At 65.2% G+C, this 26,505-nt stretch carries 20 protein-coding genes; 5 read left to right on the top strand and 15 right to left on the bottom strand.

From position 1 onward, the window contains the following. Window positions 1-39 precede the first annotated feature (39 nt). Window positions 40-1,029, bottom strand: coding sequence for a tRNA dihydrouridine(20/20a) synthase DusA (dusA, locus tag SD196_RS17985; RefSeq protein ID WP_275611928.1), 990 nt, complete (start codon window positions 1,027-1,029; stop codon window positions 40-42). Between the two features lie 267 nt (window positions 1,030-1,296). Here dusA and SD196_RS17980 point away from each other — a divergent pair, with 267 nt between their 5' ends. Further along, a complete protein-coding gene (locus tag SD196_RS17980) occupies window positions 1,297-2,856 on the top strand; it encodes a methyl-accepting chemotaxis protein (RefSeq protein WP_416310499.1) in 1,560 nt (519 codons plus the stop codon). A 307-nt stretch (window positions 2,857-3,163) separates the two neighbouring features. On the opposite strand, the gene SD196_RS17975 is transcribed toward SD196_RS17980, so the two are convergent. From SD196_RS17975 to puuE, 5 genes are all read right to left on the bottom strand, one after another. Continuing rightward, the gene (locus tag SD196_RS17975) at window positions 3,164-4,510 is read right to left on the bottom strand and encodes a nucleobase:cation symporter-2 family protein (protein ID WP_275611144.1); all 1,347 of its coding nucleotides are present in this window, start codon (window positions 4,508-4,510) and stop codon (window positions 3,164-3,166) included. Window positions 4,511-5,097: 587 nt separating this feature from the next. Beyond that, entirely contained in the window at window positions 5,098-6,435 is a 1,338-nt protein-coding gene (locus tag SD196_RS17970) for a urate hydroxylase PuuD (RefSeq protein ID WP_275611145.1), read from the bottom strand. Window positions 6,436-6,487: 52 nt separating this feature from the next. Next, window positions 6,488-6,994: an ureidoglycolate lyase gene (locus SD196_RS17965; RefSeq protein ID WP_275611146.1), complete on the bottom strand. Its 507-nt coding sequence runs from the start codon at window positions 6,992-6,994 to the stop codon at window positions 6,488-6,490. Between the two features lie 70 nt (window positions 6,995-7,064). Continuing rightward, entirely contained in the window at window positions 7,065-7,580 is a 516-nt protein-coding gene (gene uraD, locus SD196_RS17960) for a 2-oxo-4-hydroxy-4-carboxy-5-ureidoimidazoline decarboxylase (RefSeq protein WP_416310498.1), read from the bottom strand. Next, window positions 7,577-8,512, bottom strand: coding sequence for an allantoinase PuuE (puuE, locus tag SD196_RS17955; RefSeq protein ID WP_275611147.1), 936 nt, complete (start codon window positions 8,510-8,512; stop codon window positions 7,577-7,579). Before puuE ends, uraD begins: the two co-directional genes overlap by 4 nt. Window positions 8,513-8,922: 410 nt before the next feature. Here puuE and uraH point away from each other — a divergent pair, with 410 nt between their 5' ends. Beyond that, on the top strand, window positions 8,923-9,276 hold the full coding sequence (gene uraH / locus SD196_RS17950; RefSeq protein WP_152224418.1) for a hydroxyisourate hydrolase: 354 nt from the start codon (window positions 8,923-8,925) through the stop codon (window positions 9,274-9,276). 157 nt (window positions 9,277-9,433) lie between these two features. Beyond that, window positions 9,434-11,227 (top strand): ATP-binding protein, encoded by a 1,794-nt coding sequence (locus SD196_RS17945; protein ID WP_275611148.1) that lies wholly within the window; start codon window positions 9,434-9,436, stop codon window positions 11,225-11,227. 67 nt (window positions 11,228-11,294) lie between these two features. Here the strand turns inward: SD196_RS17945 and SD196_RS17940 are convergent, their stop codons facing one another. Continuing rightward, window positions 11,295-12,641 (bottom strand): NCS2 family permease, encoded by a 1,347-nt coding sequence (locus tag SD196_RS17940; protein WP_275611149.1) that lies wholly within the window; start codon window positions 12,639-12,641, stop codon window positions 11,295-11,297. A gap of 399 nt (window positions 12,642-13,040) precedes the next feature. On the opposite strand from SD196_RS17940, the gene SD196_RS17935 reads away from it, so the two are divergent. Further along, a complete protein-coding gene (locus SD196_RS17935) occupies window positions 13,041-13,817 on the top strand; it encodes a GntR family transcriptional regulator (RefSeq protein WP_275611150.1) in 777 nt (258 codons plus the stop codon). Between the two features lie 86 nt (window positions 13,818-13,903). Here SD196_RS17935 and SD196_RS17930 read toward each other — a convergent pair whose 3' ends face one another. From SD196_RS17930 to SD196_RS17915, 4 genes are all read right to left on the bottom strand, one after another. Next, on the bottom strand, window positions 13,904-15,346 hold the full coding sequence (locus SD196_RS17930; RefSeq protein WP_331318910.1) for an efflux transporter outer membrane subunit: 1,443 nt from the start codon (window positions 15,344-15,346) through the stop codon (window positions 13,904-13,906). Then, window positions 15,343-16,410, bottom strand: coding sequence for an HlyD family secretion protein (locus SD196_RS17925; RefSeq protein WP_275611152.1), 1,068 nt, complete (start codon window positions 16,408-16,410; stop codon window positions 15,343-15,345). Before SD196_RS17925 ends, SD196_RS17930 begins: the two co-directional genes overlap by 4 nt. A gap of 15 nt (window positions 16,411-16,425) precedes the next feature. Next, entirely contained in the window at window positions 16,426-18,021 is a 1,596-nt protein-coding gene (locus SD196_RS17920; protein WP_343572964.1) for an MFS transporter, read from the bottom strand. A gap of 163 nt (window positions 18,022-18,184) precedes the next feature. After that, window positions 18,185-19,108, bottom strand: coding sequence for a LysR family transcriptional regulator (locus SD196_RS17915; RefSeq protein WP_275611154.1), 924 nt, complete (start codon window positions 19,106-19,108; stop codon window positions 18,185-18,187). Window positions 19,109-19,272: 164 nt separating this feature from the next. Between SD196_RS17915 and SD196_RS17910 the strand changes: the two genes are divergently transcribed. Further along, window positions 19,273-19,695 carry a universal stress protein gene (locus SD196_RS17910; protein ID WP_331318903.1) on the top strand — a complete coding sequence of 141 codons (423 nt, stop codon included), beginning with the start codon at window positions 19,273-19,275 and terminating at the stop codon, window positions 19,693-19,695. 258 nt (window positions 19,696-19,953) lie between these two features. Here SD196_RS17910 and guaD read toward each other — a convergent pair whose 3' ends face one another. From guaD to xdhA, 4 genes are all read right to left on the bottom strand, one after another. Further along, on the bottom strand, window positions 19,954-21,258 hold the full coding sequence (gene guaD, locus SD196_RS17905) for a guanine deaminase (RefSeq protein WP_343572967.1): 1,305 nt from the start codon (window positions 21,256-21,258) through the stop codon (window positions 19,954-19,956). A gap of 149 nt (window positions 21,259-21,407) precedes the next feature. Then, window positions 21,408-22,259 carry a xanthine dehydrogenase accessory protein XdhC gene (xdhC, locus tag SD196_RS17900; RefSeq protein ID WP_343572969.1) on the bottom strand — a complete coding sequence of 284 codons (852 nt, stop codon included), beginning with the start codon at window positions 22,257-22,259 and terminating at the stop codon, window positions 21,408-21,410. A gap of 192 nt (window positions 22,260-22,451) precedes the next feature. Beyond that, complete coding sequence (xdhB, locus tag SD196_RS17895; protein WP_343572971.1) at window positions 22,452-24,842, bottom strand: xanthine dehydrogenase molybdopterin binding subunit; 2,391 nt, start codon at window positions 24,840-24,842, stop codon at window positions 22,452-22,454. Further along, complete coding sequence (gene xdhA / locus SD196_RS17890; protein ID WP_416310497.1) at window positions 24,835-26,298, bottom strand: xanthine dehydrogenase small subunit; 1,464 nt, start codon at window positions 26,296-26,298, stop codon at window positions 24,835-24,837. Before xdhA ends, xdhB begins: the two co-directional genes overlap by 8 nt. Window positions 26,299-26,505: the final 207 nt, after the last annotated feature.

Below are 26,505 nucleotides of genomic sequence, written 5' to 3'. Positions count from 1 at the left end.
ATCGACCTTACCCGAGGCCGATGCGCCGCTCAACGGGACTCAATGACCTCTGAGAAGTTCGCCCGCCTGGTCGAGTAATGCCAGGGGATCGGCGGCCTTGTGCACGTCCACCGAAAGCAACTGGCGGAAGCGCCGCGCGCCGGGGAAACCCTGGGCCAGGCCGAGGATATGGCGGGTCACGTGGTGCATCGCGCCGCCTTCGGCGATGTGCCGCTCGATATACGGGCGCAGGCGCGCGAGGGCGTCGGCGCGGCTGATCGCCGGTACGTCCGAGCCGTACAGCGCGGCATCCACCTGGGCCAGCAGATAGGGGTTGTGGTACGCCTCGCGGCCGAGCATGACGCCGTCGAACACCTGCAGGTGCGCGCGGCATTCCTCCAGGGTCTTGATGCCGCCGTTGAGGATGATTTCCAGGTCGGGGAAGTCACGTTTGACCTGCGCGGCGATGTCGTAGCGCAGCGGCGGAATCTCGCGGTTCTCCTTGGGTGACAGGCCTTCGAGAATGGCGATGCGCGCGTGCACGGTGAAGCTGCGGCAGCCGGCGTCGCGCACCTGGCCGACGAAGTCGCACAGTTCTTCATAGCTGTCACGGCCGTTGATGCCGATACGGTGCTTGACCGTCACCGGGATCGACACGGCATCGCGCATGGCCTTCACGCAATCGGCCACCAGTGCCGGATGCCCCATCAGGCAGGCGCCGATCATGTTGTTCTGCACGCGGTCGCTGGGGCAGCCGACGTTCAGGTTGACCTCGTCGTAGCCGGCCTCCTCGGCCAGCTTTGCCGCCGCCGCCAGGTCTGCCGGATTGCTTCCGCCCAATTGCAGCGCCAGCGGGTGCTCGCACTCGTCATGGCGCAGGAAGCGTGCGGCGTCGCCATGCAGCAGCGCGCCGGTGGTGACCATCTCCGTGTAGAGCAGGGCGTGGCTGGACAGCTGGCGCAGGAAGAAGCGACAGTGACGGTCAGTCCAGTCCATCATGGGCGCGACGCTGAAGCGGCGGGAAGGCTCGGGACGGGCGGGGGCGGTCATCGTGGCAGTGGTCATCGGTACGTCGGATCGGGAGTCGCTGGGGGCGCGAAATCGCTCGCGCCGGCGGAAAGGGCGGAGATTTTACCGGTCTTGCCGGCCGAGCGCACGGAAACCGGCAGACGGTCGATGTGTGTGCATTCCGTGCTACTAAGGGACGATAGCCGCAGGCCGGCGTAGACGGCCTAATGGCCCTGACAAGAATAATCAGGGTTCCCGGCCGGTTCCCATGAGTCCCGGCCGAGCGCCCGCCAGAAGAGAGCTGCCGTCATGGATACCGCGCGTCCGCGTATCGTCCTCATCCTTTCCCTGCAAACCTGTGGCCTGGTGCTGTTGTTCATCGCGCAAGCGCTGGGCGGCTGGCCGCTGTCGCTGTGCCTGTTGCTGGCTGCAGCCTTGCTCTGGGGGCCGTGGTTCATCCGGCGGGGCGCTGTACCGGCCAGCGCGCTGGCGGTGTTGCCGGATGTCGCCGAGCTGACCCGCGAGCTGTCGCGGGGGACCAGCCGCAATGCCTTGTCCGCCGCCGGCGTGTCCTATTCGGTGCAGCGTCTGGTGGAGAAGCTCGAATCCCAGTTGGTGGCCGCCGAGCAGATCGTCGGCAGTGCCGAAGTCATGATCCACACCGAGCGCGCCACTTCCAACCTGGCCCGCCAGGCGATGGACGCCGCAACCCGTGCGCGGGCCGGCAGCGACCTGGGACGTGGCGAATTGCAGGCTGCCATCGACTGCATGCACCAGCTCAGTGAGCGCGCCAATGCCAGCCGCGCGCTGATCGAGACGCTGAATGCGCGCAGCGAAGAGATTGCACGGGTCACCCAGGTGATCCAGTCCATCGCCAGCCAGACCAACCTGCTGGCGCTCAATGCGGCCATCGAGGCGGCGCGTGCCGGCGAGCACGGGCGCGGCTTCGCGGTGGTGGCGGAGGAGGTGCGCGGGCTGGCCGGGCGCACCGCCGAGGCGACCGATGAAGTGGGGCAGATGGTCGAAGACATCCAGCGCCAGACCAGCGAGGTGGTGGAGCAGATCCGCCAGTTGGCCGACGACCTGGTCCAGGGTGTCGGCCAGGTGGAAGGCACCGGCCGGCAGTTGCAGGACATCGCCGGCCTGGCCGCCACCGTGGAAACCCAGATCACCGAGATCGCCGAGGGGGCTGAGATCAACCGCAGCCAACTGGACAGCCTGTTCGCCGCCGTCGAGCAGGTGCGCGGCGACCTGCGCGTGAGTGACGAGCAGACTCATCGCCTGGCGGAAGCGGCGCTGCAGCTGGAAACCCAGGCCGAGACGGTCAGCGAGCGCCTGGCCGAGGTTGCCCTGGACGATTACCACCAGCGCGCCTACGACCTGGCCCGCGAGGGCGCGCAGGCCATCGCTGCGCGTTTCGAGTCCGATCTCGATGCCGGTCGCATCAGCCTCGGCGACCTGTTCGACCGCGATTACCAGCCGGTGCCGGGCACCCATCCGCAGAAGTACCGCACGCGCTTCGACCGCTATACCGACGAGGTCCTGCCGCGCATCCAGGAAAACCTGCTGCAGCGCCATGAGGGGTTGGTGTTCGCGATTGCCTGCACCGCCGAAGGCTACGTGCCGACCCACAACCAGGCGTTCAATCATCCGCCCACCGGGGATGTCCAGATCGACATGCTCAAGAGCCGCAGCAAGCGCCTGTTCAACGATCGTACCGGCCTGCGCTGCGGCAGTCACAGCCAGCCGATGTTGCTGCAGACCTACTGTCGCGATACCGGGGAACTGATGCATGACCTGTCGGTGCCGATCGTGGTGGGCGGCCGGCAGTGGGGTGGATTGCGCCTGGGTTATCGCCCGGAGTCCTGAGCGGCCTGTCCGCGATCTGCTGCGCAGTAAGGCGGGTGCGCTCCACGGGGCCGTCTGTGGCTGATGGCGGGGCTGGTGCCGGGCTCGGTTTCGACTGAGCGGTCGAAGTGGAGTCCCCGGGGCCTGCTTACCGTGTAGGAGCGAGCTTGCTCGCGAACTGTACTTCCCCATGACTCCGATGTTCAGGCGGTTCGCGAGCGAGCTCGCTCCTACAAAACAGAGAGGTCCCCGCGCAGACGAAAAAAAGCCGCGCAGGAGTGGGCGCGGCTTCAGAAGCGGGCGCCCGGGAAGCGCCCGCGAAAGGGACTCAGTGATGCCCGCAGAGGGCATCCCGGCCATGTTCGCCGAGGATGTTGAACAGAATGTTCAGCACCACTGCCCAGATCGAGGTCATGGCGATACCGCTGTGGGTGATCGGCTCCATCCACTGGGGCAGGGCGGCGAAGAAGTCCGGACGTACCACTGGCACCATGCCCATGCCGATGCTCACCGCCACCAGCAACTGGTTGCGGCGGTCGACGATGTCCGCCTCGTGGAGGATGCGGATGCCACTGGCGGCGACCATGCCGAACATGGCGATGCCGGCGCCGCCCAGTACCGCCGGCGGAATCGAGGCGACCAGGAAGGCGGCCTTGGGCAGCAGGCTCAGGATGATCAGGAACACCGCGGCGGCAGCGGTGACGTAGCGGCTGCGCACGCCGGTCATCTGCACCAGGCCGATGTTCTGGGCGAACGACGAGTGGGTGAAGGTGTTCATGAAGCCGGCGAAGAACGACGCGCTGGCGTCGCACAGCAGGCCACGGCGCAGGCGGTTGGGGCAGATCTCGGTCTCGGTGACCTTGCCCAGCGCGAGGAACATGCCGGTGGACTCGACGAAGATGATCACCACCACCAGGCACATGGACAGCACCGGAGCCAGGTGGAACTCCGGCACGCCGAAGTGCAGCGGGGTGACCACGTCGAACCAGGGACGCTGCTCGATGCCGTCCAGGCTGACCATGCCCATGCTGGCGCCGATGATGTAGCCCAACAGCATGCCGATCAGCACCGAGACGTTGACCCAGAAGCCGCGCAGGAAGCGGTTGATCAGCAGGATGACGGCCAGCACGAAGGAGGACAGGGCGAGGTACTCGATCGCGCCGAAATTGGCTGCGCCTTCGCCGCCACCGGCCCAGTTGATCGCCACCGGGAACAGGCACATGCCGATGGAGGTGATCACGGTGCCGGTCACCAGCGGTGGGAAGAAGCGCACGATGCGGCTCATGAACGGCGCGATGAGCATGCCGAAGAAGCCACCAGCGATGGTCGCGCCGAAGATGCCGTTCAGGCCCACGCCGGGCATCCCGGCCATGGCCACCATGCTGCCTACTGCGGCGAAGCTGGCGCCCATCATCACCGGCATGCGGATGCCCACCGGGCCGATGCCCAGCGATTGCACGAGCGTGGCGATGCCGGCGACCAGCAGGTCGGCGTTGATCAGGAAGGCGATTTCCTCGCGGGAGAGACCGGCGGCCTGGCCGACGATCAGGGGGACGGCGACGGCGCCGCCATACATCAGGAGAACGTGCTGGAACCCGACCAGCAGCAGCTGCAGCAAGGGCAAACGCTGGTCGACAGGTGAGCCGGTATGGGAGCGCTCAGATACCACGGACATGCAACACCTCGGTTTTTATTGTTGTCAGTCGCTGGTTGCCGGACGGGCACGACAACCGGGAAGTACTGGCCGATCTCACCCCCGGGGCCGAGCGGGTGAAGCGGTGCGGGACTTTATACTTGCGATGTGTATTAGGTTCAATCGATTTTTGTATACAACTCGTCGGTCACGTTTCGTCTTGGCGGTGTCGGAAGGCTCTAGGCCGCGTGTGTACTGGCCTGTAGAAAAATGTAGCCATACGTCGAATGGACTACATTTTTGCTTCGGAAGTGTCTTAGGGCGTACAACCGTTCGCGGTTGTACGCCGATTCGCCTGGCCCATCCGCCGGCTTCGGAGTGGGGCTCGGAGTGAACCGAACCCGAGGCCAAGTGGCGTATAACGTCGAACGTTATGCGCCCTACATCTTTTATTTCGGCGCTGTGAGGGCCCTTGTAGGAGCGAGCTTGCTCGCAAACCGCTCCAGTGAGGGAGCTGCCGGTGAATCCGTTCGCCGGCAAGCTCGCTCCTGCAGGTCAGGCTTCTGGCTTTCCTGCGGGCATAAAAAAACCGCACCCGAAGGTGCGGTTTTTCTGGCCGTGCCGCAGGCTCAATTAACCTGGGCACCCTTGGCGATCCAGTCGCCAACGAGCTTGCGCTCTTCCGGGGTCATCTGGGTGATGTTGCCCAGCGGCATGACCTGCGAGGCTACAGCCTGCGCCTGGATGCGCGGGGCGAGCTGCTGGATCTGCTGCGGGGTGTCGAACATAACGCCAGCCGGAGCGGTGCTGAACATGTTGCTGGTCGGCTTGGCCGAGTGGCAGACAGCGCAGCGTTCCTGGATCACGTGGTGGACCTTGTCGAAGTTCGCGTCACCGCCAGTGGAGGCTTGCGTCGCAGCCGGAGCCTGGGCGGGTGCCTGCTCGGCAGTGGCGGGTTTCGCGGCTTCTTCCTTGGCGCGCTCGGCCGGGGTCTTGCCACCGATGGCGGTTTCCGGCAGCGGCTGGTACTCCACCTTGGCGGCTTGGGCGCTGGTGGCGCTGTCGCTGCTGGGGAAGTTCGGGCCGGTAACAAAGGCCAGGGCGATCATGCCGACAGCGCCGGCGGGCAGGGCCCAGGCCATGCCGTTGCCTTCGTGGCGGGTGTTGAAGTAGTGACGCACGATCACCGCCAGACCCGCGATGCACGCCAGGATCAGCCAGTTGTAGTGGCTGCCGTAGGTGCTCGGGAAGTGGTTGCTGATCATGATGAACAGCACCGGCAGGGTGAAGTAGTTGTTGTGGCGCGAACGCAGCAGACCCTTGGCCGGCAGCACCGGATCGGGCTCGCGGTTTTCCTCGATAGCCTTAACCAGCGCGCGCTGGGCCGGCATGATCACGCGGAACACGTTGCCCACCATGATGGTGCCGATGATGGCGCCAACGTGCAGGTACGCGCCGCGGCCGCTGAACACCTGGCTGAGCAGGTAGGCGGCGAGGACGATCAGGGCGAACAGGATGGCGCCGAGCAGGGCAGGGGTCTTGCCCAGCGGGGAGTCGCACAGGGTGCTGTAGATGAACCAGCCTGCGATCAGCGAGCCGATGCCGATGGCAATGGCGGCGGCCGGGGCCAGATCACTGCCCGGAGCGATCAGGTACAGGGTCGGGTTCAGGTAGAACACGATGGTCAGCAGGCAGACGCCCGACAACCAGGTGGAGTAGGCCTCCCATTTGAACCAGTGCAGGTTGTCCGGCATTTTCGGCGGTGCGAGCTTGTACTTCTCCAGGTGGTAGATACCGCCACCGTGGATCGCCCAGAGATCACCAGAGAGCCCTTCACGCGGGTTGGCGCGATTGAGGTTGTTCTCCAGCCAGACGAAATAGAACGAGGCACCGATCCAGGCGATGCCGACGATCATGTGTACCCAGCGAACCAGCAGGTTCGCCCATTCGATGAGATGTGCTTCCACTGTCTTTACCTCTTGCCCAGGTGCCGCCGTCGCGGCAGTCGGGCCACTCTTATTAGTTTAGTTGGGGGTCGAGGAGGAGCTGTTCGTCCTCGGTGAAGAAATGCTCGTCGCAGTTGTTGCCAGAACCGCTGCGATCGACCACCAGGAAGTCATCCCGCTTTTCGATCGTCAGCACCGGGTGGTGCCAGACGCCGCGGTGGTAATTGACGCCCTGCTTGCCGTTGGACAGGAAAGCGCGGACGAGGCCCGATACAGGTACATCGCCAAGTGGCGCGACCACGATCAGAAATGGGTTGCCGAGCAGCGGAATGAACGCCTGGCTGCCCTGCGGATGGCGCTCCAGCATGCGGATGCGCAACGGCATCTCCAGGGATTCGGCGCTGAAGATGCTGATGATCGCCTTGTCATCGGGCTGCGCCGTTTCGACGGTGGCGAGCTTGTGATAACGGCGGGTGGAGCCGTTGTTGATCATGAAAAAGTCGCTGCCTTCGGTTTCGATGACATCACCGAACGGTGCGAAGGCTTCCTTGGTCAACGGCTCGATCTTCAGGGTACGCATGGCTGGTCTACTTATTCGTTGTTCGCATGGACCCCTCTCCACAGGGGAGAGGGCATGAACATCCGCGTGCTCAGAGTTGCTGCAGGCGGAACATCGCGATCTTGTTGATCTCCGCCAGGGCGGTCTGGAATTCCTGCTCCGGCGTGTTGTGGATGCGTTCTTCGAACGCAGCCAGGATCTGGTGGCGGTTGCTGCCCTTCACGGCCTTGATGAAGGGAAAGCCGAACTTGGCCTTGTAGGCGCCGTTGAGTTCGGTGAAGCGGGCGAACTCCTCGGCGGTGCAGTCCTGGATACCGGCGCCGGCCTGTTCAGCGGTGCTGGAGGCGGTCAGCTCGCCACGGATGGCGGCTTTGCCGGCCAGGTCCGGGTGCGCGTTGATCAGCGCCAACTGCGCCTCGTGGCTGGCGGACAGGAGGATGTCGGCCATGCGCTGCTGCAGCAGTTCGATGTCGTTCAGGCTGTCGTCGACGCCCAGGTCATAGGCCTTCTCGGCAACCCACGGCGAGTGCTCGTAGATGTCGGCGAAGGCGGCGACGAAGGCGGCGCGGTCGAGGCTGGCCGGGGTCAGGGTCTGGAAGCGGCTCATGCCTTGTTCTCCTGGGCTTGGAACGGGTGTTTCTCGTGCCAGTGCTTGGCGATGTCGACGCGGCGGGCTACCCACACTTTCTCGTGGCCCTTCACGTACTGCAGGAAGCGCTCCAGCGAGGCCATGCGCGCCGGACGGCCGAGCAGGCGGCAGTGCATGCCGATGGAGAGCATCTTCGGCGCGCCTTCGGCACCCTCGGCGTAGAGCACGTCGAAGGCGTCCTTGAGGTATTCGAAAAAGTCGTCGCCCTTGTTGAAGCCCTGTACCTGGGTGAAGCGCATATCGTTGGTGTCCAGGGTGTAGGGGATCACCAGGTGCGGCTTCTCGGCGGTGCTCGCCGGGTCCCAGTAGGGCAGGTCGTCATCGTAGGTGTCGGAGTCGTAGAGGAAGCCGCCTTCCTCGCGCACGATGCGACGGGTGTTCGGGCCCAGGCGGCCGGTGTACCAGCCCTGCGGGCGCTGGCCGGTCAGGTCGGTGAGGATGCGGATGGCTTCGAGCATGTGCTCGCGCTCCTGTGCCTCGTCCATGTACTGGTAGTCGATCCAGCGGTAGCCGTGGCTGCAGATCTCGTGGCCGTCGGCGACCATCTGGCGGATGGCCTCGGGATGGCGCTGGGCGGCCATGGCGACGGCGAAGATGGTCATCGGCAGGTCGTATTTCTTGAACAGCTTCAGCAGGCGCCATACGCCAGCGCGGCTACCGTACTCGTACAGCGATTCCATGCACATGTTGCGCTCGCCCTTGAGCGGCTGTGCGGCCACCATCTCGGAGAGGAAGGCTTCGGACTCCTTGTCTCCGTGCAGGATGCAACGCTCGCCGCCTTCCTCGTAGTTGAGGACGAAGGACAGGGCGATGCGGGCATCGTTCGGCCAGTGGGGGTGGGGAATGTTGTTGCCGTAACCGATCAGGTCGCGTGGGTAGTCGGCGCTCACTGCAGTGTTCCTTCTTGTGGTTGGCGGTCTGCGCGGAGTCGATGGATTGGGCGCTGCCGTTGATGCGTGCATTGTATACAAAATGTTTGGCTATCTGTAAATACAATCTGCACAACAGTCGTTTCTCTTTCCTATAGATGCGTGAATTGCCGCAACGACCCCGCCCGGCCGCGTCTTACGTAGGTTACAGGTACTGTTGAGAGGCTTCTGCCACCCGAGTGCTGGGGGCGGTTCAGGCTGATTTTGCAACGACCGATCACTTTTTTGTATACAATTGGTCGTGCGGCTGGGTATATTCGATTCCGCGCAAGCGCACTTGCCGGCTGTCCGTTCGACAGCCCACCGAATTCGAATCAACAAGACAGAGGAGGAAGGTGTCCGCCGGCGGCGCCGGAGACATCGATAAGCCCATGGGACGCTTGACCACTCACGTACTGGATTCCGCCCACGGCTGCCCTGGCCATGGCATCAAGATCGAGCTGTACCGCGTCGAAGGCCAGCAGCTGGAACTGATCGCCACCCGCGTGACCAATGACGATGGCCGTTGCGACGAGCCGCTGCTGCAGGGCGAGGACTTCCGCGCCGGCGTCTACCAGCTGCTGTTCAATGCCGGCGACTATTACCGCGCCCGTGGTGTCGAGCTGCCGAAGCCGGCGTTCCTCGACCAGGTCGTACTGCGTTTCGGCATTGCCTCCGAGGCCGACCACTACCACGTGCCGCTGCTGATCTCCCCTTATAGCTACTCCACCTATCGCGGTAGCTAGTTATCTGCAAGACCTTCCCGGACTCTTCGTGGAGTCTTCCTCAGCCCGCCCACACTGCGGGCTTTTTTTTTGCCCGCGATTTTCTTTCCTGGGTTTATGGCGGGCAGGAGCGGTGCATTTGGACTAAAAAACAGGCAGTCATTATTTCGAGGGTGGTATGAGCAGAATCCTTATCGTCGACGAACAGCCGGTTACGCGACATGCCTTACGCTTGATGATGGAAGCCGACCGCCATGAAGTGGTCGGTGAGGCCGACAACGGCCCGGAAGCGCTACAGCAGGTGCGCGTCTGCCGTCCCGACCTGATGATCCTGGAGCTGTCGATTCCGCGTCTCGGCGGCCTGGAAGTCATTCAGAGATTGGTGGCCCAGGGGGCTTCTGTGAAGGTTCTGGTACTGACCTCCCGCGACTCGGAGTATTTCGCCGGGCGTTGCCTGACGGCGGGCGCCGCCGGTTTCGTCAGCAAGCAGGAGAATCCGCAGGCGGTGCGCGAAGCGGTGCGGGCGATCGCCCAGGGGCACAGCTATTTCCCCAGTCATGCGCTGGGCAGTGTCGCTGCGGCGGAAGAGGCGGGGCATGGCGAGTTGCTCAAGGACCTGTCGGTGCGGGAGTTGACCGTGCTGCAACTGCTGGCGAATGGGTTCAGCAATGTGGCCATCGCCGATCAGCTGTCAATCAGCGACAAGACGGTCAGTACCTACAAGGTCCGCCTGATGCAGAAACTGCACGCCAAATCGCTGGTCGAGCTGGTGGATATCGCGCGCCGCCATGGGCTGGTGGAGGGCGACCAGCCCGATGCCGAGCCGCAGCAGGCGCCCATGACGCCGGAGCAGACGAAGGAGCTGGCGTTGCTGCGCAGCATGCTCGACTCCGTGCCGCACCCGATGACCGTCCGGGGGCTCGATGGCCGCATCCTGTTCTGCAACCGCCATACGGCAGAGCTGTTCGGCCTGCGCCTCGAGGATGTGGTGGGCAAGACGGTGGCGGAGCTGGGGCTGTTCGCCAATTCGCATGAAGCGGCTTTGCTGACCCAGCAATTGACGGAGGCGATCGCGCGCGGTGAGCCATTCGACGCTGACGTGGAGTTCCGCTCGAAGAGGGGGCGTGAGGTTTACCAGCATTGGGTCAGGCCCTACCGCGACAGTGACGGGACGCTGATTGGCGCCCTCTGCGGTTCGATCAATGTCACCGGCCGCGACGAGCTGGTGCGCGAGCTGCGCAGCGCGAACGCGCGGATCGATGCGATCAGTCGTGGCAAGAGCCAGTACCTCGCCGGGATGGGCAGCGAGTTGCAGGGGCCGTTGCAGAATGTCATGGCGATGCTGGAACTGGCGCGGAACCAGAGTGATCCGACGCGGCGCGACGAGCCCCTGGCGGTGGCCCTGAAGCTCACCGGCAATCTGCTGGCGTTGCTCGATGACTTGCAGCTGCTCAGCCGCGCCAGGTCCCGGCGCTTGCCGCTGGCGTCCGAAGACATCGATGTGCGGATCCTGCTTGAACGGCAACTGGCGCTCATCGGCGAGACGGCCCGAAGCAAGGGGGTTCGCATTGAAAGCGACTTCGATCTGGCGCTGCAGACACGGGTCTGGTGCGATCCCCAGTGGCTGCGCAAGATCGTCTTCAACCTGCTGGATAATGCGGTGAAGCGTACCGAGGTGGGTTCGGTGCTGGTGCGCCTGCGCGCGCGTGGACGGGGCGCGGCAATGGTCGACGTCGAAGTCGACGTGATCGACACGGGGCCGGGGATCTCTCCCGAGGACCAGCAGCATCTGTTCGAACCCTTTTCCTTCCCCCTGGATGACCTTCGGGTGCGCAGCGGTGGCACCGGCCTGGGGCTGGCGCTATGCCGCAGCCTTGTGGAGCTCATGGAGGGGAGCATCGGGATGAAAAGCCAGCCGGGTGTTGGGTCGGAGTTCAACGTGAAGCTGTCATTTCCTGCCGTCGTCCAGTAGCGGCGCCAGCCGAAATGCAAAAGGCCCCGGCAATGCCGGGGCCTTTTGTTCTGGACGGACAGCGAATTTACAGGAAGATGAACTTGGCCACGAAGATCGCGCACAGCGCATAGAGGCTGACGGTCACGTCCTTGTGGCGGCCGGTGAAGACCTTCATGGCCACATAGGTCACGAAGCCCAGCGCGATGCCATCGGCGACCGAGAAGGTCAGCGGCATCATGATCACGGTGACGATGGCCGGGATGGTCTCGGTGTGCTCGTTCCAGTCGATGTGGGCCATGCCGCCCATCATCAGCATGGCGACGTAGATCAGCGCGCCGGCGGTGGCGTAGGCGGGGATCATGCCGGCCAGCGGAGCGAAGAACATCGCCGCGACGAATAGCACGCCGACTACCACGGCGGTCAGGCCGGTGCGGCCACCCGCGGCGACGCCCGCGGCGCTTTCCACGTAGCTGGTGACCGGCGGTACGCCGAGCACCGCGCCGAAGGCGCTGGAGGTGCTGTCGGCCTTCATTGCCTTGGACAGGTTCTCGATACGGCCATCTTCACGCACCAGGTGCGCACGCTGGGCCACCCCCATCAGGGTGCCGGCGGTGTCGAACATGTGCACGAAGAGGAAGGCCAGGATCACGCTGATCATGGTTACGTTGAAGGCGCCGGCGATGTCCATCGCCATGAAGGTCGGCGCCAGGCTCGGCGGCATGGAGAACACGCCACCGAACTGGACGATGCCCAGGGCGATGCCGGCCACGGTGACGGTCAGGATGCTGATCAGGATGCCACCGAATACGCGGCGGTATTCCAGCACTGCGATCATCAGGAAGCAGATGGCGGCGAGCAGGGGGCCGGGGCTGGTCAGGTCACCCAGGTGCACCAGGGTGGCAGGGCTGGCGACCACGATGCCGGCGGTCTTCAGGCCGATCAGCCCGAGGAACAGGCCCACACCGGCGCCCATGGCGAAGCGCAGGCTGACCGGGATGCTGTTGAGCAGCCATTCGCGAATGCGCGAGAAGGTCAGGATCATGAAGGCGATGCCGGAGATGAACACCGCGCCCAGTGCGATCTCCCAGCTGTAGTTCATGGTCTTGACCACGGTGTAGGTGAAGAAGGCGTTGAGGCCCATGCCCGGCGCCAGGCCTACCGGCCAGTTGGCGTACAGCCCCATCAGGAAGCAGCCCAGCGCCGCGGCAAGGCACGTTGCGACGAATGCGGCGCCGTGGTCGATACCGGCGTCGGCCATGATGTTGGGGTTGACGAAGATGATGTACGCCATGGTGATGAAGGTCGTGAGGCCCGCGGCGAGTTCGGTCTTCACGGTCGTGCCATGCTGGCTGAGCTTGAACAGACGTTCCAGCAGGCCGGTAGCAGGCGGGCTTGAAGCAAAGGCTTGTTGTTCTTGTTTGGTGCTTTCCACAGCGGTACTCCTCAACGCTCTTGTTGTTGGTCCCTTTGCCGTCGGCTGGTTCACCTGCGTCCCTTGCGCTAACGGAAAGAGTTGTGAGGGTGTGATTAGTTGACCCTTGAGTCAGGAAGTCACGCCGCGATTATGCAGTTGTGTACAAAAACTTCAAATAATGTTTAGTGCCTGAGTGAAAGTTTTTTACAAGAAAAGGCTCGGAATGGTCGCAGGACGACGTCGGATGCATCCGCTGGGCGACACGCCATTGGCGTCAATCACTACTCGCTCGCGATGGCTGCACGATAGTGGCCATTTTGTGTACACTGTTGCCCAATACCTGGCCGACGCCAGCTCCTCGCCAGCCCCCACGGATTTCGCGCCGGTCCCACTCCGGCTGATCAGGGTTCGACACCAATGACCGACCAGTTGCAACAGATCAGGAAGCAGCCGCGCAATGGCAAGAGCCGCAGCGGCACCCAGGATGAAATCGTTTACGCGCACATCTTCGACGCGATCCTTGAGCAGCGCCTCGCTCCTGGCACCAAGTTGAGCGAAGAGGCCCTTGGTGAAATCTTCGGCGTCAGCCGCACCATCATCCGCCGCGCCCTGTCGCGACTGGCCCATGAGCAGGTCGTGCTGCTGCGCCCCAACCGTGGCGCCGTCGTCGCCAGCCCGAGCATCGACGAGGCCCGGCAGATCCTCTTCGCCCGCCGCACCGTCGAGCGCGCGATCACCGAGCTGGCCGTGGACAACGCCAGCAGCGATACGCTGTCCGAGCTGCGCGACATGGTGAAGCAGGAGCAGTCCAGCTTCGCCCGTGGCGACCGTGGCGCCGGCATCCGTCTTTCCGGCGAGTTCCACCTCAAGCTTGCCGAGATGGCGAAGAACGCGCCTCTGGTGAGCTTCCAGCGCAGCCTGGTGTCGCAGACCTCGCTGATCATCGCCCAGTACGAAAGCGGCGGCCGTTCGCACTGCTCCTTCGACGAACACAACGAAATCCTCGACGCCATCGAGAAGGGCGACAAGGAAAAGGCCGTGACCCTGATGATGCACCACATGGCGCACATCGATGACAAGCTGAACCTGGATGTCGACGGCGCTTCCGGCGACCTTCACGCGGTGTTCTCGCACCTGCTGGCAGGCAAGAAGAAGCCGCGCCGCAGCAAGGCGGACGCCGACTCCGCGGCCTGATCGACGAACTGGAAAAAAGCCCCGCATCTGCGGGGCTTTTTCGTTTCAGCACTGACGGCTTTTTGTAGGAGCGAGCAAGCTCGCTCCTACAGGGAGGCTGTGGAATTCGGGGTTTGCTGCCAGCCTCCACCCAGGGATTTGTAAAGCAGCACCAGGGTGGTCGTCACGGCTTCGCGGCCGCGCACCTGTTGCTCCTCGGTAGCCAGCAGTTCGCGCTGGGCACTGAGCACGTTGAGGAAGTCCACGGCGCCGGCCTTGTACTGCTCGCGGGCGTTGGCCAGGGCGGTGCGGCCGTGTTCGGCGGCGGTATCGAGACTGGCCAGGCGGCGCTGGTCGGCGGCGTAGTCGGTGAGGGCGTCGTCCACCTCGCGCCAGGCGTTGAGCACGGTGCGGCGATAGGCGATGGCCGACTCCTGCTGCTGCGCCTCGCGCAGGGCGAGCATGCCCTTCAGCCGGCCGCCTTCGAAGATCGGCAGTGACAGGCTCGGGCCGATGCCGAAGGTGCGGCTGTTCCAGTCGCCGAAATTCGACAGTTGCAGTGCCTGGAAGCCGAAGCTGCCGTTCAGGCTGATGCGCGGGTAGAAGTCTGCCTTGGCCACCCCGATGCTGGCGGTGGCGGCGTGCAGCGCGGCTTCGGCGCGGCGGATATCCGGGCGGCGCTGGGCCAGCTCCGAGGGCAGTCCGACCGGCACGCCACGGGGCGGCTGCGGCACGGGCTTGGCCTGAGCGAGTTCGGCCTGCAGCGCGCCGGGAGCCTCGCCAAGCAGATAGCCCAGGGCGTTGATCAGCCGTGCCTGGCGCTTCTGGCTGTCGGGCAGGCGCGCTTCGATGCTGGCGACTTGGGTCAGGGCTTCGGCGACATCCAGTTCGGTGGCGACACCATCGGCGCGGCGCAAGCGGGTCAGCTCCAGGCTGCGCTGGGCTATCTCCAGGTTGCTCCGGATGATGGCTTCCAGGTCCTGTTCGGCGCGCAGTTGCAAGTAGTTGCGCGCGGTCTCGGCGAGCACCGAGACCAGTACGTCGCGACGGCTCTCCTCGGTGGCCTGCACGTTGGCGTCGGCGGCCTCCAGTTCGCGGCGCACGCGGCCCCAGAAGTCCAGCTCCCAGGACAGGTCGAAGCCGCCATCGAGCTGGTTGAAGCTGTCCTTGCCCGCCTTGCCGGACGGATCGTTCAGGCCGACTTCGCTGTTGCGCCTGCGCTGGTAGCCCAGGTCCGCGCCGACGTTGGGCACGGCGTCGCCGCCCAGCGCCTGGCGGATCGCCCGGCTCTGCTGCAGGCGCGCGTCGGCTTCGCGCAGGTCGAGGTTGGCATCTGCCACGCGGCGTTGCAGGTCGTTGAGCTGTGGGTCGCCCAGCAGTGTCCACCACTGGGCTTCCAGCGGAGCGTTGAGCGTCCGGCTCGGGGCATCGCCACGCTGAGCGGTCCAGTTCACCGCGTCGGCATCCTTCGGGCGCTGGAAGTCCGGACCGACGCTGCAAGCGCCAAGCGCAAGCAAGGCGAGGAACAGAGGTGTACGGGCGGCGATCATTGCACGGCTACCTTCTGCTCGTTCGCTGCGTGCTGGGCAGTGTCGATACGCGCGATGACCGACATACCCACACGCAGCTTGTCGCGCAGCGGCTGGTCAGCGTCGAGGACGATCTTCACTGGGATGCGCTGGACGATCTTGGTGAAGTTGCCGGTGGCGTTGTCCGGGGCGATGGGCGCGAAGCTCAGGCCGGTGGCCGGGGCGATGCTGTCGACGTGGCCGCGCAGCTTCTCGCCGGGGAAGGTATCGATGCTGATTTCCACGGCCTGGCCGGGTTGCACGTCGGTGAGCTGGGTTTCCTGGAAATTGCCGACCACGTAGGCGTCCTGCAGCGGTACCACCGCCAGCAGCGCATTGCCCGGCGTGGTGTAGGCGCCGACGCGCACGGCACGGCGACCGACCATGCCGTCGAAGGGCGCGCGGATTTCCGTGTAGGAGAGGTTCAGTTGCGCCTGTTGCAGCTGGGCCTGGCCACGCTTCAGTGCGCCGAGGGCTTCGGCCTGCTGGGCCAGCAGCACGTCGAGCTGCTTGCGGGCGGCGAGGGCGGCGGCCTTGTCCTTGTCCAGCAGGGCCTTCGCCGAGTCGACGCGGGAGCGTGCCTGCTGAGCGTTCTGCAGGGTGCCGGCGCCCTGGCTGGCGAGGTGCTGGTAGCGGTTCAGTTCCTGCGAAGCGAAGGTCAGCGCGGCCTGGTCGGCCTGCACCTGGGCGGCGGTCTGGGCGATCACCGCCTGCTGGCGTTCCAGGTTGGCGGCGACGTGGTGATGGCGCGCCTCGGCGGCCAGCACATCGGCCTCGGCGGCGGCCAGCGCGGCGCGGTAGTCGCGGGCGTCGATGCGTGCCAGGACCTGTCCGGCCTTCACCGACTGGTTGTCCTCCACCAGCACCTCCTCGATGAAGCCGGCGACCTTCGGCGCCACCAGGGTGAAGTCGGCGTGGACGTAGGCGTCGTCGGTGCTCTGTTCGCGGGTGGGGCCCAGCAGGCGCAGCAGCAGGTAGACGACAAGGGCGAACAGCAGCACGGCAACCAAGGCCAGACTGCCGCGACGGGAGCTCAGTTTCGACATGGGCAGACCTTTGAATCAGTTAGTGGGAATGACCGGGCGCGGCGGGTAGACCCGCAGCGGTATCAGGGGAATCAGGATGAGCAGGGCGGCGGCCAGCCAGGCCATCGCCAGCAGGGTGTCGGAGGCGGCGAGCACGCCGGCCTGGCCGCGTACCTGGCTGGCCAGGCGGCCCATGTTCTCGGCGCCGCCCAGCTGTTCCAGGCGCAGGCCCAGGGCTTGCGAGGCGTTGCCCAGGTGATCGACCAGGCGGTTGGAGTGGTAGTGCTCGCGCCAGGTCATGAGGAACGAGACGATGGCGCTGCCCATCACCGCCGAGAAGGCGCGCACGCTGTTGAACCAGGCCGAGGCGAACGGCCCTTCGATGGGCGCGACGACGCTGGTGGCGGACATCAGCAGCGGCACCACGGCCATCGGCTGGCCGATGATCTGCAGTGCCAGGAGCCAGTAGAAGTTCTCCCGCGTCCACTCGCTGGTCAGTTGGCTCATGCCGAAGGCAGAAAGCCCGCACAGGCTGATGCCGATAGCCAGGACCCAGCGGCAATCCACCCGCGGGATGTTGCACAGTGCCGCCACCAGCGGCAGCGAGATCAGCTGCGGCAGAGCCACCAGCAGCGCCATGGGCGCCGATTGCAGCGGGCGATAACCGTGGGCCGAGGCCAGGTACGACGCCGGCACGCCGGAGCAGGCACCTAGCACCACCAGAACGCCGGCCAGGGTGATCAGCGAGTGGGTGAAGTTGCGCCGTTTGAGGATGTCCAGGCGGAAGAATGGCAACGGGTGCGTCCATTCGTTGACGAAGAACGCCACCAGCAGCCCGGCGCCGCCGATCACCAGCAGGGTGATCAGGTCCGACTCGAACCAGTCCAGGCGCTCGCCCTGCAGCAGGCCGATCACCAGCATCAGGACGCCCGGCAGGCCGAGGGCGAGGCCGATGTGGTCGAACTGGCGGAAGCGCTCCAGGCGCAGCGGGTCCTGCGGAATGCCCCAGGCGACGGCGGCCAGCGCCACGGCGCAGAGCGGAATGACCTGCCAGAACACCCATTGCCAGCCGACGAACTCGGTCCACAACGCCGCCAGCGGCATGCCCAGGTTGGGCGCAAAAGTGGCGGTCAGCGCGTAGGCGCCCAGGCCGTAGAGCTTGATGCCCGGCGGCAGGAAGCGCAGCGCCACGGTCATCAGCATTGGCGGCATGCAGCCGCCGGCGAAGCCTTGCAGCAGGCGCAGCAGGTAGAGCGTCTCGACGTTCGGCGCGAACGGGCAGAGCAGCGCCAGCAAGGCGAACACGGCGATGGCGCCAAGGGTAAAGCGGCGCAGCGACACGGTGACCGAGAACCAGGGCGCGAAGGCCATGGCGGCGACCTGCGCCGCCGAGTACAGGGCGAGCAGCCAGGTACCTTCGTCATGGCCGATGGACAGCGCGCCGCGCACATCGGTCATGGCCAGGTCAGTGACCTTCTCGTTGAGGCCGGCGCTGAGCGACGCGATCAGTACGCCAATCATGCCGACCACGATGCGCAGGCTGAACGGCTGCGCCACGGGCTTGGCGGGCTGCGCGGCCGATGGTGTGGCCGGCTGCGGGGTGGCCGCGGAAATCGGGGCGAGCGCGGTCATGGCCGGCCTCCATGGGGATGGCCGACGCCGCCGCCGGTGAGCGGTAAGGTGCAAGGCATAGGAATCAACTCGGGTATTTGCCACCGAGTCTAGGGAAGGCCAATAGCTGTGAAAATTGAAATGATTGCAGCTAATCAGTGCGCCTGATGCACTTGTTGGGCCGTCAGCTCAGCAGGCCGGAGCTCTCGCGCAGTTCGGTGCACACGCGCTTCACCGTCTGCCGCAGCCAGCTGTGCGCCGGGTCGTTGTCGAAGCGCGGATGCCAGGCCTGGATGATCACCACCGACTTGAGTGGCAGCGGAATATCGAACTGGCGCAGGGCGAAGCCCAGGCGGTCCAGACGCCACAGCGAATGCTCGGGAATGGGCAGCACCAGGTCGGACTCCAGCAGGGCGAAGATCGAGGAATGGAAGGTCGGCGCGATCAGGCGGACTTCACGGCGCAGGCCGAGTTTCGCCAGTTCCTCGTCGATAGGACCTGCGGCGCGGCCGCGCCGTGACACGCTGATCTGCGGGAAGCTGGCGAAGCGCTCCTGAGTGATCTCATCATCGAAAATCGGGTGGTCGCGCCGCGCCAGGCCGACGAAGTTGGTGGTGAACAGCGTCTGCGTGCGGATTTCCGGTTCCAGGGTCGAGGTACCGCCAATGTAGAGATCGATGCGGTTCTGCCGCAGGGCTTCGTCGTCGAAGTCTGCCTCCGGGGCCATGCGCAGGCTGCAGCGCGGCGCTTCTTCCTTCATCACCGCCAGCATGCGCGAGGCGAAACCGCCGACCAGCACGTTGTTGGAGCGCAGTACGAAGCAGCGTTCGAGCTGGTCCATGCGCAGGTTTTCCTTGGCGTTGAACAGGCGCATGGCGTGTTCCACCAGCTCGCTGACCTCGTCGCGCAGTTGCAGGGCGCGGGGCGTCGGCACCAGGTTGCGCCCGGCGCGGACCATGATCGGGTCGCCCACTGCCTCGCGAATGCGCGCCAGGGTGCGGCTCATGGCGGGCGCGCTCAGGTGCATGCGCCGCGCGGCGCCGACCACGCTGCCTTCATCGAGCAGGATGTTGAGGGCGACCAGCAGGTTGAGATCGGGCAGGGCCATGGCGACTCCGGATAGGTTGGCGCGGTGCCATTCATGTTCCATTGTGACGGGCCCGATGGGCAAGCGTGCGTTTGGCGCAATGGTTCATTACGTTTTGCGTGTCTTTACGGTCGCTGCCCTGGCCCGAAGAATGGTGGCGGATTTCGTTTCGCGAGGAGAAAGGCATGTTCAAACGGATTCTGCTGGCCATCGACGGCGCGGCGCAGTCGCCGCGCATCATCGCCACGGCGGCGGAGCTGGCGCGCTGCAATGGCGCGGCGGTGCACGTGGTGTGCGCCGTGGACCGCGCCTTCGCCATGCCGCGTCAGGACGCGCTGGAGTATCCGCCGGCGGAGCAGGAGCAGCATGAGGCCCAGGCGCTGGTGGATGACGCCGTGGCGCAATTGCGGCCGTGCGTGGCTTCGGGGGCGGTGGTGGCGGGCGATCCGGCCCGGGCGATCCTGCGTGAGGCGGAGCGCCAGGAGTGCGACCTGATCGTGATCGGCCATCGGCACCTGGGGCGCATCGAGCGCTTGCTGGATCCTTCGGTGGGGCAGCGAGTGATCGAGCGGGCGCCGTGTCCGGTACTGGTCGAGGTGCGGGAGTAGGGCGCCTGTTGGTCCGGTGCCGTGCGGTTCGCGAGCAAGCTCGCTCCTACGAAGAGCGCAGTACGAACCTGTAGGAGCGGGCTTGCTCGCGAACCCGCCCAACGCAGCGCTCGACAGACCAATTGCGGACAGCGTCCGCTCCTGCGCTGGCCTGGGAGGGCGGCGTCCCTGCAGGAGAGGGCGGGCGAAACAGAAAGAAAAGCGGCCCCGGCGCCGGGTTGGTCCTGAGCGAGGACCCGGCGTCGGAGCCGTAAGGGGTCAACCGCGACGATGCACGTTGTGGCCGTGCGCGAAGGTTTCCTTCACGGTACGGTCGTCGCCGAGGATGACCAGTGCGAAGAGTTTCTCCTCCAGGGTCTTGGCCTGCTGCAGGCGGTAATCCAGCAGCGGGGTGGCCTTGTAGTCGAGGACCACGAAGTCGGCCTCGTTGCCCTGGGCGAAGCTGCCGACCTTGTCCTCCAGCTCCAGCGCGCGGGCGCCGCCGAGGGTGGCCAGGTACAGCGACTTGAACGGGTCGAGCTTGATGCCCTGCAGCTGCATCACCTTGTAGGCTTCGTTCAGCGATTGCAGCTGGGAGAAGCTGGTGCCGGCGCCGACATCGGTGCCCAGGCCAACTTTCACCTTGTGCTTCTCAAGCTTGGCCAGGTCGAACAGGCCGCTGCCCAGGAACAGGTTGGACGTCGGGCAGAAGGCCACGGCCGAACCGGTTTCCGACAGGCGCTGGCACTCGCCGTCGCACAGGTGTACGCCATGGGCGAAGACCGAACGCGGGCCGAGCAGGCCGTGGTGGTCGTAGACGTCCAGGTAGCCCTTGCGCTCCGGGAACAGTTCCTTGACCCACTCGATTTCCTTGAGGTTTTCCGACAGGTGCGTGTGCATGTACACGCCCGGGTGCTCCTTGAGCAGGCGGCCAGCGGCGTCGAGCTGTTCCGGCGTGCTGGTCGGGGCGAAGCGCGGGGTCACCGCGTAGAGCAGGCGGCCCTTGCCGTGCCAGCGCTCGATCAGCGCCTTGCTGTCGGCGTAGCTGCTTTCGGCGGTGTCGGTCAGGTAGTCCGGCGCGTTGCGGTCCATCATCACCTTGCCGGCGATCAGGCGCAGGTCGAGCTTTTCGGCGGCGCCGAACAGCGCGTCCACCGACTGCGGGTGCACGGTGCCGAACACCAGTGCGGTGGTGGTGCCGGCGCGCAGCAGTTCCTTGAGGAAGATGCCGGCGACGTCGGCGGCGTGGGCCGGGTCGGCGAACTGCTTCTCGGTGGGGAAGGTGTAGGTATTCAGCCAGTCCAGCAGCTGCTCGCCGTAGGAGGCGATCATGCCGGTCTGCGGGTAGTGGATGTGGGTGTCGATGAAGCCGGGGGTGATCAGCGCGTCGCGGTACTCGACCACTTCCACACCGCCCAGTTGCGGCAGCAGCTCGGCGGCGTGGCCGAGGCGGGCGACCTTGCCGTCTTCCACCAGCAGGATGCCGTCTTCGAAGTACTGGTAGGACTTCTCCACGCCGACTTCGGCGGGGTCGGCGACGCTGTGCAGGATACTGGCGCGGTAGGCTTTGGCTTGAGTACTCATCAATCTCTCGCAAATCGAAAAATGTCGCGTCTTTGGACGCTGTTCGATGGGTATCGCTGCGCTCCACCCATCCTACAAAAACTGGCCTGGCGTCCCGTAGGATGGGTGGAGCGAAGCGATACCCATCACGAAGGCCGGCAGGTTGGAACTCAGGTGCCGCTTTCGGCGGTGCGTGCGCGGCGGCTCGTGGGTAACAGTTTGGCCACGGTGTTCTCGCCTTTGCTGGTCTGCTGACCGAAGGTGGCGTTGTAGGTGGCGATGACTTCGCCGGCGATGGACACGGCAATCTCCACCGGCAGCTTGCCCTTCACTTCGCTGATGCCCATGGGGCAGCGCATGCGTTGCACGGTGTCGGCGGCGAAGCCACGGTCGCGCAAACGGTGTTCGAACTTGGCGCGCTTGGTGTCCGAGCCGATCAGGCCGAAGTAGGTGAAGTCGTTGCGCTGGAGGATTTTCGCAGTCAGCTCCAGGTCCAGCGCGTGATTGTGGGTCATGACGATGAAGTAGCTGCCGGCGGGCATTTCGTCGATCTCGTCGATGACGTCCTCGTTGATCACGCGGGTCACGCCTTCGGGGATGTGATCGGGGAACTCGGCTTCCCGCGAGTCGATCCAGCGCACCTTGCACGGCAGGCTGGCGAGCAGCGGCACCAGGGCACGGCCGACGTGGCCGGCACCGAACACGGCGATGTGCGCCTGGGGCTGGCCCATGGGTTCGAACAGCAGCACGGTGGCGCCGCCGCAGCACTGGCCGAGGCTGGCGCCGAGGCTGAAGCGCTCGAGCTTCGGCTCGCGCTCGCGGTTCTGCAGCATCTCGCGGGCGATGGCCATGGCCTTGAATTCGAGGTGGCCGCCGCCGATGGTGTCGTAGGCCTTGTCGGCACTGATGACCATCTTGGAGCCTGCGTTGCGCGGGGTGGAGCCGCGCTCTTCGATGATGGTCACCAGCACGCTGGCTTCGGCGCGCTGTTGCAGGTCGGCGAGGGCACTGATCCAGTTCATCGTTACGAACCTCAAAGCTGGGCTGGTCGTAGGGCGAATAACGCCTCGGGCGTTATCCGCCGAAATGGCGGTGGCGGATAAAGCGCTCCGCTTTATGCGCCCTACGGTTCTTGGTAAGGGTGGGGCGCCGCTGACCCGGGGGAGGACGGGATTGGGGACGTCTTCCCGTGCCAGCGGCCCCCCATGGTTACATCACGCCGGCTCGACCTGAGCCTGTGCCTTCTCCGCCTGGGCCAGCTTCAGCTTACGCATCTGCTCCACGCCCCAGAGCACGCGCTCCGGGGTGGCCGGGGCGTCGATCTGCGGTTGGGCGCGGTAGTCGGCCAGACTGGCCACGGCGTCCTTGATCGCGCAGAACACCGAGATGCCCAGCATGAACGGCGGCTCGCCGACGGCCTTGGAATGGAACACCGTCTGCTCCGGGTTCTTGCGGTTTTCCACCAGCTTCACCCGCAGGTCGATGGGCATGTCCGCAATGGCCGGGATCTTGTAGCTCGCCGGGCCGTTGGTCATCAGCTTGCCCTTGGCGTTCCACACCAGTTCTTCCATGGTCAGCCAGCCCATGCCCTGGACGAAGCCGCCTTCCACCTGGCCGATGTCGATGGCCGGGTTCAGCGAGGCGCCGACGTCATGCAGGATGTCGCTGCGCAGCATCTTGTACTCGCCGGTGAGGGTGTCGACTATCACTTCCGAGCAGGACACGCCGTAGGCGAAGTAGTAGAACGGCCGGCCGCGGGCCTGGCTGCGGTCGTAGTAGATCTTCGGCGTGCGGTAGAAGCCGGTGGAGGAGAGCGACACCTGGCCGAAGTAGGCCTGCTGGATCAGCTCCTCGAACGGCAGGATGAGGTCGCGCACGCGCACCTGGTTGTTGCGGAACTCGATGTCTTCCTCGGTCACCTTCCAGTGCTTGGCGGCGAACTCCACCAGGCGCTGCTTGATGGTCTCGGCGGCATTCTGTGCGGCCTTGCCGTTCAGGTCGGCGCCGGAAGAGGCAGCGGTCGGCGAGGTGTTGGGCACCTTGTCGGTGTTGGTCGCGGTGATCTGCACGCGGTCGATGTCGACCTGGAAGACCTCGGCGACGACCTGGGCGACCTTGGTGTTCAGGCCCTGGCCCATCTCGGTGCCGCCGTGGTTCAGGTGGATGCTGCCGTCGGTGTAGATGTGGATCAGCGCGCCGGCCTGGTTCAGGAAGGTGGCGGTGAAGCTGATGCCGAATTTCACCGGGGTCAGCGACAGACCTTTCTTCAGCACCGGGCTGTTGGCGTTGAACTCACGGATTTCGGCGCGGCGCTTGGCGTACTCGGCGCTGGCTTCCAGCTCTTCGGTCATCTCCTGCAGCAGGTTGTGTTCCACCTGCTGGTAGTAATGGGTGACGTTGCGCTCGTCCTTGCCGTAGTAGTTGCGCTTGCGGACTTCCAGCGGGTCCTTGCCGAGGTGGCGCGCGACGGCGTCCATGATCTCCTCGATGGCGACCATGCCCTGCGGACCGCCGAAGCCGCGGTAGGCGGTGTTCGACGCGGTGTTGGTCTTGCAGCGGTGACCGTTCACCGTGGCGTTGCCGAGGAAGTAGGCGTTGTCGGAGTGGAACATCGCGCGGTCGACGATGGAGCCGGAGAGGTCCGGCGAGTAACCGCAGTTGCCGGCCAGGTCGATGTTGATGCCGTGCAGCAGGCCGTCATCCTCGAAGCCCACGTCGTACTCGACGTAGAACGGGTGGCGCTTGCCGGTCATCTGCATGTCTTCCGTGCGCGGCAGGCGCATCTTCGCCGGGCGGCCGGTGAGGCGCGCGATCACGGCGCACAGGCAGGCCGGAGCGGCGGCCTGGGTTTCCTTGCCGCCGAAGCCTCCGCCCATGCGGCGCATGTCGATGACCACCTTGTTGAAGGAGATGCCCAGCACTTCGGCGACGAGCTTCTGCACTTCGGTGGGGTTCTGGGTCGAGGTGTAGACGATCACGCCGCCGTCTTCGGTGGGCATCACCGAGGAAATCTGCGTCTCCAGGTAGAAGTGCTCCTGGCCGCCGATGTGCAGGGTACCCTGGATGCGATTCGGCGCGGTGGCGAGCTTGGCCTCGGAGTCGCCGATCTTGTGCTGGTGGCTGTCGAGCACGAAGTGCTTCTTGCGCAGTGCCTCGACCACGTCGAGCACCGGCTCCAGGTCTTCATACTCGATGATCGCGGCCATGGCCGCCTTGCGCGCGGTTTCCAGGCTGTCAGCGGCGACGGCGATGACCATCTGGCCGACGTACTCGACCTTGCCGTCCGCCAGCAGCGGGTCACCCGCGACCACCGGGCCGATGTCCAGCTGGCCGGGCACGTCGTCCTTGGTGATGGCGATGGCCACACCGGGGAACTGGTAGCAGGGGCTGACGTCCAGCCGGGTGATGCGCGCGTGGGCGCGGTCGCTCATGCGGGCATAGACGTGCAGCTGGTTGGGGAATTCCAGGCGGTCGTCGATGTAGATCGCCTCGCCGCTGACGTGCTTGGGCGCGCTCTCGTGCTTGACGCTGCGGCCGACGCCGGTGGTCAGGTCGGCGCGGAACAGTTCGGCGAGTTCTTCCTGGGTTTTTTGTGGCTTATGCATAAGAGGTCACCCGAGTTACGGCCTGGGGAGCTTCCAGTTCCAGGAAGCACTTGCGCAGCAGGTTCTGTGCGGTGAGCAGGCGGTATTCCTTGCTCGCACGGAAGTCGGTGAGCGGGGTGAAGTCTTCGCTCAGCGCAAGCGCCGCACGTTCGAAGGTGGCGCTGTTGAAGGTCTGGCCCAACAGCGCGGCTTCGCAGGCCTTGGCGCGTTTCGGGATGGCAGCCATGCCGCCGAAGCCGGTGCGCACGGCGGTGATCTTGCAATCTTCCACGGTGAGCTGGAACGCGGCGCAGACGGCGGAGATGTCGTCGTCCAGGCGCTTGGACACCTTGTAGGCGCGGAACATCTGGTTGGCCTGCGGACGCGGAATGATCACCTGCTCGATGAACTCGCCTTCCTGGCGCGCGGTGACCTTGTAGTCGATGAAGTATTCATCGATCGGCAGCTCGCGGCGCTCGCTGCCCTTGCGCAGCACCAGGCGTGCACCCAGGGCGATCAGCAGCGGCGGCGAGTCGCCGATGGGGGAGGCGTTGCCGATGTTGCCGCCCAGGGTGCCCTGGTTGCGGATCTGCAGCGAGGCGAAACGGTGCAGCAGCTCGCCGAAGTCCGGGTAGTCGCGGGACAGCGCTTCATAGCAGTCGGTCAGCGGAGTCGCGGCGCCGATCTCGATGCGGTCGTCGAAGACTTCGACACGCTTCATTTCTTCGACATGGCCGACGTAGATCATCACCGGCAGTTCGCGATGGAACTGGGTGACTTCCAGGGCCAGGTCGGTGCCACCGGCGAGCAGGCGCGCCTGCGGGTTGGCGGTGTAGATGTCGGCCAGGTCGGCGATGGTCAGCGGCAGCAGGCAGCGCTTGTCACCGCTGTTGAGCTCGGCGGTTTCGTTCGGGGCGATGGCTTTGAGCTGGGCGATGATTTCGGCCTCGGCGACGTCGAACTGGTCCGGCTGCTTCTGGCAGCAGGATTGCTCGGCAGCATCGAGGATAGGGCGGTAACCGGTGCAGCGGCACAGGTTGCCGGCCAGCGCTTCGTGGGCCTCGGCCTTGCGCTCCTCGGCAGTAACGCCTGCGCTGTGCTTCTGCAGGGCAAACAGCGACATGACGAAGCCGGGGGTGCAGAAGCCGCACTGCGAGCCGTGGCAGTCGACCATGGCCTGCTGCACGCCGTGCAGTTCGCCACGGTGCTTGAGGTCATCGACGCTGATCAGCTGCTTGCCGTGCAACGAGGAAACGAAGGTGAGACAGGAGTTGAGGGTGCGGTAGCGGATGCGCTCGGCGCCTTCCTCGCCGACCAGTTCGCCGACCACCACGGTGCAGGCGCCGCAGTCACCGGAGGCGCAGCCCTCCTTGGTGCCGGTCTTGCCCAGGGTCTGGCGCAGGTAGTTGAGCACGGTGAGATTGGGGTCGAGGCGGTCTTCGACGCGCAGCTCGCGGTTGAGCAGGAACCTGATCAAGGCTTGCCTCCAGGCTGGTTCTTGTTTTTGGTAGGGCACTGGAGCATGAATCTATGAAAAGCTGACTTTTGAGTCAATAAAAATTCTGTCCAAATGGTCAGAAAGTTTTTCCGCAGCTGATAAGCGGTGCGAGCGAGGCTGCTTTTTGTAGGAGCGAGCTTGCTCGCGAACCGCCGAAATCAGCGGTCTGCACCGTGCCAGTAGGGT

This window comes from Pseudomonas macauensis (assembly GCF_047902425.1).
Lineage (GTDB): Bacteria > Pseudomonadota > Gammaproteobacteria > Pseudomonadales > Pseudomonadaceae > Pseudomonas.
Note: the sequence above shows the minus strand (reverse complement) of the source record. Positions and strands in the feature narration are given on the sequence as shown.

Coding starts and splice junctions, on each gene's coding strand:
- SD196_RS17930 (WP_331318910.1), bottom strand. CDS start 15,346: ATGATCGCCGCCCGTACACCTCTGTTCCTCGCCTTGCTTGCGCTTGGC.
- SD196_RS17965 (WP_275611146.1), bottom strand. CDS start 6,994: ATGCGTACCCTGAAGATCGAGCCGTTGACCAAGGAAGCCTTCGCACCG.
- SD196_RS17920 (WP_343572964.1), bottom strand. CDS start 18,021: ATGACCGCGCTCGCCCCGATTTCCGCGGCCACCCCGCAGCCGGCCACA.
- xdhB (WP_343572971.1), bottom strand. CDS start 24,842: ATGCATAAGCCACAAAAAACCCAGGAAGAACTCGCCGAACTGTTCCGC.
- SD196_RS17935 (WP_275611150.1), top strand. CDS start 13,041: ATGACCGACCAGTTGCAACAGATCAGGAAGCAGCCGCGCAATGGCAAG.
- SD196_RS17915 (WP_275611154.1), bottom strand. CDS start 19,108: ATGGCCCTGCCCGATCTCAACCTGCTGGTCGCCCTCAACATCCTGCTC.
- SD196_RS17945 (WP_275611148.1), top strand. CDS start 9,434: ATGAGCAGAATCCTTATCGTCGACGAACAGCCGGTTACGCGACATGCC.
- dusA (WP_275611928.1), bottom strand. CDS start 1,029: ATGACCGCCCCCGCCCGTCCCGAGCCTTCCCGCCGCTTCAGCGTCGCG.
- guaD (WP_343572967.1), bottom strand. CDS start 21,258: ATGAGTACTCAAGCCAAAGCCTACCGCGCCAGTATCCTGCACAGCGTC.
- uraD (WP_416310498.1), bottom strand. CDS start 7,580: ATGAGCCGCTTCCAGACCCTGACCCCGGCCAGCCTCGACCGCGCCGCC.
- SD196_RS17925 (WP_275611152.1), bottom strand. CDS start 16,410: ATGTCGAAACTGAGCTCCCGTCGCGGCAGTCTGGCCTTGGTTGCCGTG.
- SD196_RS17975 (WP_275611144.1), bottom strand. CDS start 4,510: ATGTCCGTGGTATCTGAGCGCTCCCATACCGGCTCACCTGTCGACCAG.
- uraH (WP_152224418.1), top strand. CDS start 8,923: ATGGGACGCTTGACCACTCACGTACTGGATTCCGCCCACGGCTGCCCT.
- SD196_RS17980 (WP_416310499.1), top strand. CDS start 1,297: ATGGATACCGCGCGTCCGCGTATCGTCCTCATCCTTTCCCTGCAAACC.
- xdhC (WP_343572969.1), bottom strand. CDS start 22,259: ATGAACTGGATCAGTGCCCTCGCCGACCTGCAACAGCGCGCCGAAGCC.
- SD196_RS17910 (WP_331318903.1), top strand. CDS start 19,273: ATGTTCAAACGGATTCTGCTGGCCATCGACGGCGCGGCGCAGTCGCCG.